Genomic DNA, 13279 nt, shown 5'->3' on the forward strand with positions numbered 1-13279 from the left:
AAAAACTCAGCGGCGCCGGAACGCCGGCTCGATGACTTCCCAGCGTTGCAGGTTGTGTTTCGCGTCGGCAAGCGCGTCGTGCTGATCCGTGGGCGCCAAAGGCAACTTCGGTTTGCCCGCGTCTTCCCAGCGTTGGCGCAGGTCACGGGTGAAGCGGGGCAATTGGCGAGGCAACGCCGGCATGGGGCCCCACAGCTGGGCGAGCGCGACGTGGTCGTAGGCGGCGAACCAGGCCCACAGTTCGATGCCGCCCGGGGGCTTGCCGAAGAACTCGAGCAGGTCGGTGCGGATCTGGGAACGGCTGCGCCACGCCTGGTCCGCGGGCGAGGGCAGCTTGGGCAGCACGTTGTCGCGCACCCACGGGCCCGCCTTGGCGGGGTCGAAGTCGGTCGACACGGCGTAGAACTCGCGGCCGCGCTCGTCAACGACACCGATCGAAACCAGGTCGATCGTCACGCCGTCCTCGATGAACTCGGTGTCGTAGAAAAAACGCACCGGTGAACTCTAGTGGCCTAGCCGGCCTTGGTCTCCGGGACCCGGTCGGCGTCGCGGCCCGACGGCTGTGCAGGCACCTTCGGCTTGGCGCCCGCGGCCTCGGCGGCGAGCAGCTCCTTGGCCTTCGCCGCGTAGATGTCCACGTACTCCTGGCCCGAGAGTTCCATCAGGGCGTACATGATCTCGTCGGTGATCGAACGCTCGATGAAGCGGTCGCCGGCCAGGCCGTCGTAGCGGGAAAAGTCGAGCGGCGCGCCGAAGCGGATCTCGAGGCGGCGGGGCCACCACATCTTGGAGCCGATCGGGTTGACCTTGTCCGTGCCGACCATGGCGACGGGCACGACCACGCCCTTCGACTCCAGCGCGATGCGGGCGACGCCGGTCTTGCCCTTGTACAGGCGGCCGTCGGGCGAGCGCGTGCCCTCGGGGTAGATGCCGAGCAGGTGGCCCTGCTTCACGAGGCGGATGGCGGTGTCGAGCGCGGCCTGCGCCGCGTTGCCGCTGGAGCGGTCGATGGGGAACTGGCCGACGCCGGTGAAGAACCACTTCTTGAGCAGGCCCTTGAAGCCCGGCTCGGTGAAGTACTCCGACTTCGCCGGGAACGTGACCTTGCGCTTCACGCGCAGCGGCATGAAAAAGGAGTCGGCCACGGCCAGGTGGTTGCCGGCGAGGATCGCGCCGCCGTCCTCCGGGATGTTTTCGGCGCCGACGACCTTCGTCGGCCACAGCGTCTTGAGCAGTGGTCCGATGAACACGAACTTCATGAGCCAGTACAGCACCGCGCTCTAGTCCTTCCCGAGGCTCGACGTCCGAGTTCCCAGTGGTCAAGCCTACGAAACCTCCAGGTGTGCGCACAATGCGGGACGAGCCGCTACTGGGTGGCAGCGATCGATCTCACAGCGGTACCAGGCAGTTCCGGGCACCGGCCGGGGCCCCACAAGACCACTCGACCGTGAGAGCATGGAAGACCTACACCGCTTCGATCGGAAGGGCGTTCGTCATGGGCGTGCTCGCCGGCGCGGAACCGTTCGCCCACACCGGTTCCTCCGGGGCCGGGTTCCTGCTGTGCCACGGCTTCACCGGGACGCCGGCCGGCCTGCGGGCCTGGGGCGACCACCTGGCCGAGGCCGGGTTCAGCGTGCGCTGCCCGCTGCTGCCGGGCCACGGCACGCGCTGGCAGGACCTGAACCGGACCACGTGGCAAGACTGGTACGGCGCCGTCCGCGAAGAGCTGCTCGCCCTGCTGGCCGAAAACGACACCGTGTTCGTCGGCGGGTTGTCGATGGGTGGCACGCTCACGCTGCGGCTGGCCGAGGAGTTCGGCGACCGGATCGCCGGGATCGTGCTGGTCAACCCGTCGGTCACGCGGCTGAGCGCCGACGCGAAGGTGCTGCCGCTGCTCGCGCGCGTGATCCCGTCGATCCCCGCGATCGCCAACGACATCGCCAAGCCCGGCGTCACGGAGCTGGCCTACCCGCGCACGCCAGTGCGCGCCGCCGCGAGCCTGGCGCGCCTGTGGAAGATCGTGCGCGCCGACCTGGGCAAGGTCACGCAGCCGGTGCTGCTGCTCCACTCCCGCGTCGACCACGTGGTGGAGCCCGAGAACTCGCGGATCGTGCTGGCCGGCGTCGCCAGTACGGACGTGACCGAGGTGGTGCTCGAGAACAGCTTCCACGTCGCGACTCAGGACAACGACGCGGAACTGATCTTCAGCCGCAGTGTCGACTTCGCCCGGGCGCTGCGGGCGGGACAGGTGGGTGCCTGATGACCCGGGGGAAAGGCACGGACGGGCCCGAGGACGTCGACGCCACGTTCGCCGAGATCGTGGCCGACCTGCGTGCCGAGGGCGTGGGTCTGTTCCTCGAAGAGGACGCGCTCGAGCTCGCCGACGACACGGCGGGCGAACAGGCCGGCGACCCGTCCCCGCCGCCGGTCGCCAAGACCGACCCGAAGCCCGACAAGCCCGAGAAGGCACCCGAGGCCGACAACTGGCGTACCGGCGGCACCACGTGGGACGCCACGATGTTCAGCGACGACCCGGCCGAGGACGACGAGCACTTCGTGCCGCCGGAGCCGCCGCCGCTGCCGCGTCCGCGCAAGGGCGCGTTCGTGGTGCTGCTGTTCTTCGTGGTCGGGTTGCTGCTGCTGATCGTGCCGAACCTGATCGGCGTCGGGCCCGCGCTGGCGACGCCGCTGGGCATCCTCGCGCTCGCCACGGCCATCGCGCTCCTGCTGCTGCGGGTGCGCCAGGGCCCGCCGCCGGGTGCCGACCCGACCAACGGCGCCCAGGTCTGACCGGGCGGGTATGCGGATCGACTTCAGTCCTTCGCGGCGTTCGACGATCGGCGCGGAGTGGGAGCTGGCCCTGGTGGACCGGCGCAGCGGCGAGCTGGCCTCGGTCGCGGAACGGATCCTCGACGCGGTGCGCCCCGACGGCGCCGACGAGCACCCCAAGATCAAGCAGGAGCTGCTGCTCAACACCATCGAGGTGATCAGCGGCGTCTGCTCCACCGTCGCCGAGGTGAAGGCCGATCTGGCCGAGTCGCTCGACGTCGTGCACAAGGTCACCGACCCGCTGGGCGTGGAGCTGTTCTCGGCGGGCACGCACCCGTTCTCCAACTGGTACCGGCAGAAGGTGACCGACAAGGCGCGCTACGCCAAGCTCATCGACCGTACTCAGTGGTGGGGCCGGCAGATGCTGATCTACGGCGTCCACGTGCACGTCGGCCTCGACCACCGCGACAAGGTGCTGCCGGTGCTCGACGCGCTGCTCAACTACGCGCCGCACCTGCAGGCGCTTTCGGCGTCCTCGCCGTACTGGGGCGCGGAGGACACCGGCTACGCGTCGAACCGCGCGCTGATGTTCCAGCAGCTGCCCACCGCCGGGCTGCCGTTCCAGTTCCGCGACTGGGCCGAGCTGGAGCACTACGTCGACGACATGTTCACCACCGGCGTGATCGACCACTTCTCCGAGATCCGCTGGGACATCCGGCCCGCGCCGCACTTCGGCACGATCGAGATGCGCGTGTGCGACGGCCTGCCGACGCTGGAGGAGGTCGGCGCGATCGCGGCGCTCACGCAGTGTCTCGTCGAGGACTTCAGCACGCGCCTCGACCACGGCGAGCGGCTCCCGACGTTGCCGCCGTGGCACGTGCAGGAGAACAAGTGGCGCGCCGCCCGCTACGGCACGGACGCGATCATCATCCTCGACGCCGCCGGCCGCGAACGGCTCGTCACCGACGACCTCACCGACCTGCTGGAGAAACTCGAACCCGTCGCGCGACGGCTCGGCTGTGCGGCCGAACTGCGCGACGTCGAGACGATCCTGAAGTACGGCCCGAGCTACCGGCGCCAGCGCGCGGTGGCCAAGCAGCACAACGGTTCCCTCAAAGCCGTGGTCGCTTCGCTGGTCGCGGAGATGCGCGACGGGATCGCGCGCTAGCCGGCGTCCAGTTCGCGCAGCAGCGTGCCCGGGCCCATGATCGACGCGCCCAGCGCGGTGACCCGGGACCGCAGCTCGCGGTCGGCCGTGACCACCACGACGTGGTCGCCCGGCCGGGCCCGCGCGGTGACCTCGACGATGTGCGAGTCGCCGTCGGCCGGAGCCGTCGCGATCTCCACGCCGGTGACCGGATCGACGCCGCGCGCCTGCCCTTCGACGACGAGGACCACCCGCGGCCACCACTCCCACGCCGGCCCGGCGCCGATGCCCGCGATCGCGTCGGCGATCCCCCGCTCGGCCAGCTTCGCCAGCCGGTCGCGCAGGCGTTCGGCCGCGCCGCGGCGGTCGCGCCACCAGCCGTCGGGCCGGGAGCCCACCACGTTGGCGCCGTCGACGACCAGCACGACCTCACGGCCGAGCTGTTCACGCAGTCCCGGCCAAGACTCGGCGAAGTCGCGGTGCAACGGCAGCTCGGCCACGTCCTCGGGCGCGACCCAGCGCAGCTCGGAGCTCTCCTGGTTGGCCACGCGCGCGTCGAGCGAACCGTCGGCGACACCCAGCACGGTGGTGTACCGCCAGGTCCCGTGGTCGAGCACCGACGCCGACAGCGCGCGGAACGCCGTCTTCGGCACATCTGCCTCTTCCCACGCCTCGCGGGCCGCCGCCTCGCGCACGGTCTCGCCCGTCTCCAGCGCGCCGCCGGGCAGGGCCCAGGTGCCGCCGTTGTGCACCCACCAGGCCCGCCGCTGAAGGAGAACCCCGCGGGCGGGATCGGACAGGAGCAGCCCGGCCGCGCCGTGCGCACCCCAGTGCAGCCGTCCGCACGAACACCGCACGAAGCGGTTGGCGGTCATCGGCGTCACCCGGCCAGCCTTCCACAGGAAGGCCGCCGGACGCAGCCTCCTGGTGCAGGACCGTGATCGTCAGCCGCGTTCGCCGAGCCGTTCGGTGACGAACGCCGTGCAGGCGTCGAGGTTGTCCTTCAGCCGGTTCGCGCGCTTGCGCAGCAGCTCCAGTTCGAGCCGGCTCGGTGGCTGGTTCTCCCGGATCCGGAAGACCACCCCGGCCAGGCGGATCGACAGGCCGTAGGTCACGGAGTCGGCCGTGTCCAGGAGTTCCTGCAGCACGCGCTGGTCACCGGCGGTGAGTCCCGGGGCACCCGGCCGGGGTTCACGAGTGCCCCGGGACGCGGTGGCCCTGCCGCCACCCGACGTGGCGACAGGGGTCGAGGCGTCCCCAGGTGGTGCGGACGGGGAGGTGCGCGTGGCGTCGGGCGCGGCGGCACCGGGATCGTTCTGCGGGCCCTCGCCCGCGAGGCGGAGTCGTGCGGTCATGGTCAGCCCCGCGCTTTCGAGAGTCCGGCCGGGCGCGACGCGACATCCGGGCGCGCGTCCGGAATCCCCAGCGCGCGACGGAAAGCCGCGTCGCACGGCGGGCAAGTCGGGTCGAGCCAGGGTTTGCCGGGGCTGTGGATGTCGTTCTCCCCGACGGTCGGCTCCGAGCCGCACAAGGCCGCGAACGTCGCCCCGGCATCGAGCGAGCCGAGGTGCACGGCCGCTCTCGCGTGACGCTGTCCTTCCGCTTGCTGCCACACGTACATGGAGCCCTCCCCAGCTGATCGACCACCAATTCTTTGCTCGTGACGAGTTTCTTCTGTGCATGCACAACTGGCAAGGCCAGATGATTGAATACACCCGAACGGGGTGCACATGTACTGATAGGGTTTGTGCATGCCCAGCACACGTGCGACACCCCGGCAGGTCGAACTCGGCGTCCTGTTGCGCAAGATTCGCAAGCGCGCCGGTCTCACTCAGCCGCAAGTGGCCGAGTTGGTGAACCGCTCGCACTCACACATCTCGCGCCGTGAGCGCGGAGAACTCGGCTTCGAGGAACAAGCCGAGCTGGAGCGAACCTTGACGGTCACCGGCGCCACGAGCGAGGAGACCAGCCAGGCGCTTCGCCTCTTCCGCGACGGAACCGACCCGAACTGGCTGATCCCCGGCATCGCCCGGGACCTGGTGGTGGTCACCGAGTACGAATCGGTCGCGAATGACATCTTCTCGTATCAGCCGTCGCTGATTCCCGGACCATTACAGATCCCGGAGTACACCCGCGTGATGATGGTCGACGGTGACATGCCGGAAGCCGAGATCGATGGCAAGCTCGAACTGCGAGCAGCACGACGGCGGAGGCATCTCGACGGCAGCGCGCGGTACGAAACTGTCATCGGCGAGCAGGCGATCCGGTACCCGGCATGCCCGCCCGATGTTGCGGTGAGGCAGCTACGCGATCTCTGCGAGATAGCCGAGCTTTCCCACATCTCGATTCAGCTGCTGCCATTCCGGCTGGGCTATCACCCGGCGCGGGAAGGCGGCTTTGACCTCATCCGCTCGGATTCGACGACGGTGGTCCATGTCGAGCAGTACCGCTCTTCGACGACCCTGACCAACACCCGCGACGTGAAAGACTACGTCGAAGCGGCGGAGAGGATTCGTCGTGACGCGATGGGCGCAGTCGCTTCGGTGCGAGCCATCGCGAAAATCGCGGATGAGTTGGAGCGAACGGGATGAACGAAGGTGCTTGGCGGACGTCGTCCTACAGCGGCAGCCAGGGCGAGTGTGTTGAGGTACGCACGCGCTCCGAGGAAGCCGGTGTGCGCGACTCCAAGGACCGTGACGGCGGCTCCCTGCTGATCGGCGGGAACGCCTGGCGGGCGTTCCTGAACGGTGTCTGGCGGACGTCGTCCTACAGCGGCCAGCAAGGTCAGTGTGTCGAGGTCTGCACGCTTTCCGAAGAAGCCGGTGTGCGCGATTCCAAGGACCGCGAGGGCGGCTCCCTGCTGATCGCCGGGGAGGCGTGGCGGGCGTTCCTGGAACGCCTCTGACCGTTGCGGTTTGCGGTGGAAGTGCCCCAGCATCCCGACGGTGCTGGGGCACTTCCGCGTCCAGGGAACGTCAGCGTCAGCCGGCGACAGCGTCAGCCGGCGACCTCGGCGACCGGCGCCTTGGCCGCGTCGAGGGCCAGGGCCGCGGCGCCGACGATGGCGGTGTCGTCGCCCAGGTGGGCGGTGCGGATGCGAGCCAGCGGGCGGTAGCGCGCGCCGGTGATGGCGCCCGCGTAGTGCTCGCGGGCCTCGTCGAGGAACAGCGGCGCCGACTCGGACACGCCGCCGCCGATCACGATGATCTCGGGGTCGAACACGTCCGCGACCAGCGCCAACCCTTCGCCGAGCCACTTGGCCAGCTCGGCCATCGCGCGCAACGCGATGGGGTCGCCGTCGCGGGCGGCGCCGGCGACGCGGCGGCCCGTGACCGAGCCCGGGTCGCCCGCGACCTCGCGCGAAAGCACCGTCGAGCGGCCTGGGTAGCGCGCGAGCAATTCCACGGCGGTGGCGGCCAGCGCCGTGCCGCTGCAGTAGCGCTCCCAGCAGCCGTACTTGCCGCACGGGCACGCGCGCCCGCCCGGCACCACGGTGAGGTGGCCCAGCTCGGGGGCGACGCCGTAGGCGCCGCGGTAGATCTCGCCGTCGAGCAGCAGCCCGGCGCCGATGCCGGTGCCGAGCGCGACCAGCGCCGCCACCTGCGCGCCGCGGGCCGCGCCGAAGCGGTGCTCGCCGACGACGGCCGAGTTCACGTCGTGCTCCAGCGTCACCGGCAGGCCCACGCGCTTCTCGATGCGGTCGGCCACCGGCGCGTCGCGCCACGCGAGGTGCGGCGCGAACATCACCGACCGGCGGTCGCGCGCCACGAACCCGGCTACCGCCAGGCCCACGGCCGCGACGTCGTGGCGGTTGCGCAGGTCCTCGACGACGCCGGCAATGGCGTCTTCGAGGGCGTTCTCTTCACTCGGTGTCCCGACGCGTGCGGTGTCCAGGAGCGATCCCCGCTCGTCCACCACACCGGCGCGCACACTCGTGCCGCCGACGTCCACCCCTATCGTCAGCACTCAGTTCTCCCGCTCCGGCCGCCAGTCTTCCCGCTTGCGGACGGCGATGTGCTGCACCCGGGCGGCGGCTCCCGGGTCGTCCGCGGGGCTGGGCGCAGGTCGGGGCGCGGGCCGGAAACCCGGCATGTGCACACCCTCGTCGGGCTCCCAGCGGTCCGCGAGCACCGCCCGCAGCAACGCCACCAGCTGCGCCGCCTGCTCCAGCAGCCGGGCGGCGAACTCCGGCCGTTCACCTCGCACGACGGCGACGATCGCACACAACGGGCACCAGCCGCACCCCGAAGTCCCGGACACCCCCGCAGCACCCGGCTCGCTGTCGTGGGACGGCTCGTGGACCTCGTCGCGGCCGTGCCCGGCGGCCATCAGGCCTTCCAGCCACGGCGCGGCCCGCTCCACCACCAGCTCCACGAGCAGGCGGATCTCCTCGGCCAGCCGCAGGCCTTCGGCCGCGTACCCGGGCTCGTCCTCTTGGCTCACGAGCGACCCCGGTTCCCGGCCAGGCTGATGACCAGACCATTCGCATCGGACTCGGCGCCGGTGATCCGGCACGGCCGCAGCGTCTCCGGCAGGGCGATCAGCCGGCGGAAGCCGTCGACGGTGATCGCCAGGTCGTCGTCGACGCGGGCGAGGTCCACGTCGGACTCCCGCTGCAGCGGGATCGCGATGCGCAGCCGGAAGCCGTCGGCCTCCGGCGTGACCTGCAGCAGCGGCGTGACGGGCTTTCCCGTGCCGGACAAGGGATCCCGCGTGCCGTAGAGCTCGCGCGCCAGCTCGGCGAGCGCCTCGGCGCCCACCGGCTCGCTCGCCCGGTGCTCGACGCGCGCGAGGTCGGCCGGCCCGAACCCGGCGCCCGCGAGCTCGGCCAGCACGGCGTCCTGCTGGGCGCGCCGCGTGCGCAGCCAGGTGGCGGCCGAACCCCGCCAGAACCCGGGCGCGGGCATCAGGCGGTTGGCGATCAGGCCGTCGACGGCGATGCCGCGCAGGGCCAGCGACGTGAGCGTGCGACGGGCCTCGGCGACGACCATGCGCTCCGGCGTGAGCACCAGCCGCACGGTGGTCACGGACCGGTCGGTCAGCAGCTCACGCAGCGAGTCCAGATGCGCGGCCAGGCGCCGCACGGACCCGGCGACGCGGCCGCGGCGGCCGTAGGCCTTGTTCAGGTAGCCCGCGACGGCCTCGGGCAACGCCAGCAGGCGCAGCGTCTCGGCGGTCGGACCGCAGTCGACCACCACCGTCTCCCACGGCCCGTGCCCGGCCAGGCGCTGCACCTCGCCGAGGGCGAGCAGCTCGTCGACGCCCGGGAGCACGGTCAGCTCCTCGGCGTCGAGTGCGTCGAGCCCGGCGCCGGCCAGCAGCGTGCGCAGCTGGTCGCGCAGCTCGGGCCACGTCCGGTCGGCCAGCACGCGGGAGTCGACCTGGGCGGCCCACAGGCCGGCCGGTGAGCCGTCGCCGCGGACGTCCACTTCGGACGGTTCCGGGCCCAGCGCCGCGCCGAACGCGTCGCCGAGCGAGTGCGCCGGGTCGGTGGACACCACGAGGGTCTTCCTGCCGCGCCCGGCGAGCGCGGTGGCGGTGGCCGCGGCGAGCGTGGTCTTCCCGACACCCCCCTTGCCGGTGAACAGCAGGATCCGCATGTCGCCCTAGCCTTCGGCCCGTCGCTTCAGCTCCTTGAGCGCCGTGTCCATCACCATCTTCTCGGCCTTGCGCCGGAGCAGGCCGATCATCGGCAGCGCCAGCTCCACCGAGAGCGTGTAGGTGACCTTCGTGCGCCCGTCACGCAGCGCTTCGAGCGCGTAGCGGCCGTTCTGCGCCTTCTGCATCTGGCCCTTGACCAGGTGCCAGCTCACGCCGAGCCCGCTCGTGTCCCAGTCGTACTCGAGCGTGTAGACGTCCTTGATCGGCCCGGCGTCCAGGGTCAGCTTCACCTGCTTGGCCCGTCCGGCGTCGTCGGTGCCCAGCACCTCGACCTCCTGGACGGCCTTCGCCCACTCCGGGTACGCGGGGAAGTCGGCGATCACCGTCATCACCCGTTGGGGCTCGGCGTCGACCTCGATGGACTGCGTGGACTGCTCGGCCATGGGACGAAGCGTAGCCGGAGAGCCACGTCACCAGCGCAGCACGTAGGGCTGCCCGGTCTCCTTGAAGTGACCCACGTTACGACACTCGGTGTGACCGAGCCGCCGCCGAGAGGCCAGCGGCTGGTGCACGTGGCCGAACACCGACCAGCGTGGCCGCTGCTCTCGGATGAGCTCCAGCAGCGCCTGCGAGCCCAGCTCGGCGCGCCGCGCGACCACGTCGTACGTCAGCTCGGCCACGGCCGGCGGGACGTGCGTGCAGAGCACGTCGACGTCCGACAGCTTGGCCACACCCTCGTCGAACTCCTCGCGGGCCCGCAGGTAGGGCCGCCAGGCGGCGCCCTTGCGCGGGCGCGGCACCACGCCTTCGGGCAGCACCGCTCCCCCGACGAACCCGAACCGCAGGCCGCCGATGGTGGTGACCTCGCCGTCGAGCACTTGCACACCGTCGCCGACGAACTCGGGCCACAGCGCGGGCGAGTCGACGTTGCCGGGCGTGGCGTAGGTCGGCGCGGTCATCGAGGCGAAGAGCGTGGCGTACTGCTCGCGCACGGCCTCGTCGACGGCCGCGGCCGGGTCGTCGAGCGTGGCCCACAGCGTGCGCGAGTAGGCGACCGTCTCGTCGCGGGTGCCCTCGCGGCGCAGGCGCGCGAACTGCGCGACCTTGTCCGCACCGAACAGGGCGCCCATGATGCCCTTCTCGTGCTCGCGGTAGTCGACGAAGTCCAGCAGGTCGCCGAGCACGACCAGCGCGTCGGCTCCCTCACCCGCCCGCTTCAGCGCGTCGGCGTTGCCGTGCACGTCCGAAACGACGTGAACCCGCACAAGACCCTCCTAGTCAGTGGTCCCGAGGTCTTCGGCCCGCGGCGGGATCCCGGGTTCGCGCCCGTCCTCGAGGACGTGCTTGAGCTCCAGTGCGAGGTGCTTCGCCGCGCGGGCCCGCCGGTCGAACTCCCGGCGCAGCTCACGCGGAGTCAGGGTCCGCGGCGCACCGCCGGGTCGGGAGGGCGTCGCGCGCAGGAAGTAGTGCAGCACGGTGCCGTCGAGCACGGGTTCCAGCCAGACCTCCATCGTACCGACGAGCGCACCCGTCACGGTCCAGCGCAAACCCTTGTCGCCACGGTCGGTGTACACCTGAAGTGACAGGTCCGGCCAGTACCGCCGCCAGGCGGCCGGGTCGGCGAACGCGGCGGCGATCGTGCTCGGCGGTACCACGATGAAGGTCTCGTCCACGAGATCGAGAGCGGGTGGTCCGGGGTTCACAGGCGCAGAATGTCACGACCTCGTCCGGCGGGTCGGCGCGGCGTGGTCTTAAGGTCTACGGCAAGCTAAGTTGACCGGCGGGTAACACCGCACGCGTCGAACACGGAGGTCCACGTGCGCGAATACAGCGCCCCCGCCGGGAAGCCGGTGACCGACGACGAGAACCTGGCCGACGTCGTCTGGGCGAACGCCGAGCGGTTCTCCGACGTCGTGAGCTTCCGCCGGCAGGTCGAGGGCACCTGGCTGGACGTGACGGCCAAGGACTTCGCCGACCAGGTCGCGGCCGTCGCCAAAGGCCTGATCGCCGCCGGCATCGGCCACGGCGACCGCGTCGCGCTCATGTCGAAGACCCGCTACGAGTGGACGCTGATCGACTTCGCGATCTGGGCCGCGGGCGCGGTCACCGTCCCGATCTACGAGACGTCGTCACCCGAGCAGGTGCACTGGATCCTGTCCGACTCGGCCGCCAAAGCCGTGCTGGTGGAGACCGACACGCACCGCGAGTCCGTGGACGCGATCCGAGACCGGCTCATCACCCTGCAGCACACCTGGCAGATCGAAGGCGCCTCCCCCGCGGTCGACGAGCTGACCGCGCTGGGCGCCGAGGTCACCGACGACGACCTGCACGCGCGCCGCCGCGAGGTCGGCGCGGGCGAGCTGGCCACGATCGTCTACACCTCGGGCACCACGGGCCGGCCCAAGGGCGTCGAGCTGACGCACCGCAACCTGCTGGCCGAGATCCGCGCCGACATCGAGGCGTTCCCCGAGCTCATGGAGCAGGGCAACTCGCTGCTGTGCTTCCTGCCGCTGGCCCACATCCTGGCCCGCGCGATCGCCGTGACCGCGCTGTCGGCCCGCGTGACGCTGGGCCACACGCCGGACGTGAAGAACCTCGTCGCGGACCTCGGCACGTTCCGGCCGACGTTCGTGGTCGCCGTGCCGCGCGTGTTCGAGAAGGTCTACAACTCGGCCAAGCAGAAGGCCCACAGCGAGGGCAAGGGCAAGATCTTCGACGCGGCCGAGGCGACCGCGGTCGACTACAGCCACGCCGTGGACAAGGGCAGCGTCGCGTTCGGCCTGCGGGCCAAGCACCTGGTGTTCGACAAGCTCGTGTACAGCAAGCTGCGCGCGGCCCTGGGCGGCCGGTGCGTCGCCGCGGTGTCGGGCGGCGCCCCGCTCGGCGGGCGGCTGGCCCACTTCTTCCGCGGCATCGGCGTGCCGGTGTTCGAGGGCTACGGCCTCACCGAGACCTCGGCGGCGGCCAACGTGAACACCAAGACCGCGTTCCGCGTCGGCACGGTCGGCAAGCCCGTGGCGGGCACTTCGGTGCGCATCGCCGACGACGGCGAGATCCTGCTCAAGGGCAACGTCGTGTTCGGCGCGTACTACAACAACGCCACCGCGACCGCCGAGTCGCTCACCGACGGCTGGTTCCACACCGGCGACCTGGGCGAGCTCGACGACGAGGGCTTCCTCAAGATCACCGGCCGCAAGAAGGAGATCATCGTGACGGCCGGCGGCAAGAACGTCGCGCCGTCGGGCCTCGAGGACACGATGAAGGCGTCGCCGCTGATCAGCCAGGCCATGGTGGTCGGCGACCAGCGGCCGTTCATCGCCGCGCTGGTCACCATCGACGAGGAGTTCTTCCCGTCCTGGAAGACCCAGCACGGCAAGCCCGCGCAGGCCACCGTCTCCGACCTGGCAGCCGACGAGGACCTGCTCAAGGAGATCCAGACGGCGGTCGACGAGGCCAACAAGCAGGTTTCCCACGCCGAGGCGATCAAGAAGTTCACCGTGCTGGTCAAGGACTTCACCGAAGCGAGCGGCGAGATCACGCCCTCGCTGAAGCTCAAGCGCAACGTGGTGAACAAGAACTACGCGTCCGACATCGAGGCCCTCTACAAGCGGTAATTTCGGCCCCGGCTCCGCCGGGGCGTGCGAGATCGCCTTTGAGCCGGCTTCCGGATTGTGCGGTCGGATCGGCCGGGGCCGATCGGCGACGCCGAGGTCGAGATCCTCACCGGCGGCACCGCCGACGACAGCGTGGGCTACTTCGTGC

Annotated in this window: 17 protein-coding genes; 6 read left to right on the plus strand and 11 right to left on the minus strand. The window is 70.9% G+C overall.

Translation table 11 applies throughout. The annotated features are described in order from the left end of the window. Positions 1-6: 6 nt before the first annotated feature. Together AB0878_RS29635 and AB0878_RS29640 are read right to left on the minus strand one after the other, a co-directional pair. Positions 7-495: a polyadenylate-specific 3'-exoribonuclease AS gene (locus AB0878_RS29635; RefSeq protein ID WP_366583499.1), complete on the minus strand. Its 489-nt coding sequence runs from the start codon at positions 493-495 to the stop codon at positions 7-9. Positions 496-512: 17 nt separating this feature from the next. Next, positions 513-1274 carry a lysophospholipid acyltransferase family protein gene (locus AB0878_RS29640; RefSeq protein WP_366583500.1) on the minus strand — a complete coding sequence of 254 codons (762 nt, stop codon included), beginning with the start codon at positions 1272-1274 and terminating at the stop codon, positions 513-515. 221 nt (positions 1275-1495) lie between these two features. On the opposite strand from AB0878_RS29640, the gene AB0878_RS29645 reads away from it, so the two are divergent. Genes AB0878_RS29645 through AB0878_RS29655 form a run of 3 tightly spaced genes read left to right on the plus strand, consistent with a single transcriptional unit; the run spans position 1496 to position 3937 of the window. Continuing rightward, positions 1496-2260 carry an alpha/beta fold hydrolase gene (locus AB0878_RS29645; protein ID WP_366583520.1) on the plus strand — a complete coding sequence of 255 codons (765 nt, stop codon included), beginning with the start codon at positions 1496-1498 and terminating at the stop codon, positions 2258-2260. After that, on the plus strand, positions 2260-2790 hold the full coding sequence (locus tag AB0878_RS29650; protein WP_366583501.1) for a hypothetical protein: 531 nt from the start codon (positions 2260-2262) through the stop codon (positions 2788-2790). The genes AB0878_RS29645 and AB0878_RS29650 overlap by 1 nt, the downstream gene beginning before the upstream one ends. A 10-nt stretch (positions 2791-2800) precedes the next feature. Then, on the plus strand, positions 2801-3937 hold the full coding sequence (locus AB0878_RS29655; protein ID WP_366583502.1) for a glutamate--cysteine ligase: 1137 nt from the start codon (positions 2801-2803) through the stop codon (positions 3935-3937). Here the strand turns inward: AB0878_RS29655 and AB0878_RS29660 are convergent. The 3 genes from AB0878_RS29660 to AB0878_RS29670 all read right to left on the minus strand — a co-directional run bounded on the left by AB0878_RS29660 (position 3934) and on the right by AB0878_RS29670 (position 5537). Further along, positions 3934-4791, minus strand: coding sequence for an NUDIX domain-containing protein (locus tag AB0878_RS29660; protein ID WP_366583503.1), 858 nt, complete (start codon positions 4789-4791; stop codon positions 3934-3936). The genes AB0878_RS29655 and AB0878_RS29660 overlap by 4 nt on opposite strands. A gap of 69 nt (positions 4792-4860) precedes the next feature. Then, the gene (locus AB0878_RS29665) at positions 4861-5271 is read right to left on the minus strand and encodes a hypothetical protein (protein ID WP_366583504.1); all 411 of its coding nucleotides are present in this window, start codon (positions 5269-5271) and stop codon (positions 4861-4863) included. 2 nt (positions 5272-5273) lie between these two features. Next, positions 5274-5537 carry a zinc finger protein gene (locus AB0878_RS29670; protein WP_366583505.1) on the minus strand — a complete coding sequence of 88 codons (264 nt, stop codon included), beginning with the start codon at positions 5535-5537 and terminating at the stop codon, positions 5274-5276. Positions 5538-5667: 130 nt separating this feature from the next. Between AB0878_RS29670 and AB0878_RS29675 the strand changes: the two genes are divergently transcribed. Continuing rightward, positions 5668-6507: a helix-turn-helix transcriptional regulator gene (locus AB0878_RS29675; RefSeq protein ID WP_366583506.1), complete on the plus strand. Its 840-nt coding sequence runs from the start codon at positions 5668-5670 to the stop codon at positions 6505-6507. Further along, positions 6504-6821: a DUF397 domain-containing protein gene (locus AB0878_RS29680; RefSeq protein ID WP_366583507.1), complete on the plus strand. Its 318-nt coding sequence runs from the start codon at positions 6504-6506 to the stop codon at positions 6819-6821. Before AB0878_RS29675 ends, AB0878_RS29680 begins: the two co-directional genes overlap by 4 nt. Positions 6822-6913: 92 nt before the next feature. On the opposite strand, the gene AB0878_RS29685 is transcribed toward AB0878_RS29680, so the two are convergent. The 6 genes from AB0878_RS29685 to AB0878_RS29710 are packed head-to-tail and all read right to left on the minus strand — an operon-like array spanning position 6914 to position 11220. Beyond that, a complete protein-coding gene (locus AB0878_RS29685; protein ID WP_285974727.1) occupies positions 6914-7867 on the minus strand; it encodes an ROK family protein in 954 nt (317 codons plus the stop codon). Positions 7868-7882: 15 nt separating this feature from the next. After that, positions 7883-8359: a hypothetical protein gene (locus AB0878_RS29690; protein ID WP_366583508.1), complete on the minus strand. Its 477-nt coding sequence runs from the start codon at positions 8357-8359 to the stop codon at positions 7883-7885. Further along, the gene (locus AB0878_RS29695) at positions 8356-9516 is read right to left on the minus strand and encodes an ArsA family ATPase (protein WP_366583509.1); all 1161 of its coding nucleotides are present in this window, start codon (positions 9514-9516) and stop codon (positions 8356-8358) included. The genes AB0878_RS29690 and AB0878_RS29695 overlap by 4 nt, the downstream gene beginning before the upstream one ends. 6 nt (positions 9517-9522) lie before the next feature. After that, positions 9523-9960 (minus strand): SRPBCC family protein, encoded by a 438-nt coding sequence (locus AB0878_RS29700; protein WP_366583510.1) that lies wholly within the window; start codon positions 9958-9960, stop codon positions 9523-9525. A gap of 27 nt (positions 9961-9987) precedes the next feature. Next, entirely contained in the window at positions 9988-10782 is a 795-nt protein-coding gene (locus tag AB0878_RS29705; RefSeq protein ID WP_366583511.1) for a metallophosphoesterase, read from the minus strand. A gap of 9 nt (positions 10783-10791) precedes the next feature. Continuing rightward, positions 10792-11220, minus strand: coding sequence for a polyketide cyclase / dehydrase and lipid transport (locus AB0878_RS29710; protein WP_366583512.1), 429 nt, complete (start codon positions 11218-11220; stop codon positions 10792-10794). 114 nt (positions 11221-11334) lie between these two features. Here AB0878_RS29710 and AB0878_RS29715 point away from each other — a divergent pair, with 114 nt between their 5' ends. Beyond that, entirely contained in the window at positions 11335-13131 is a 1797-nt protein-coding gene (locus AB0878_RS29715) for a long-chain fatty acid--CoA ligase (protein WP_366583513.1), read from the plus strand. The last annotated feature ends 148 nt before the right edge of the window (positions 13132-13279 follow it).

The organism is Amycolatopsis sp. NPDC047767 (genome assembly GCF_040704195.1).
In the GTDB taxonomy this organism is placed as follows: domain Bacteria; phylum Actinomycetota; class Actinomycetes; order Mycobacteriales; family Pseudonocardiaceae; genus Amycolatopsis.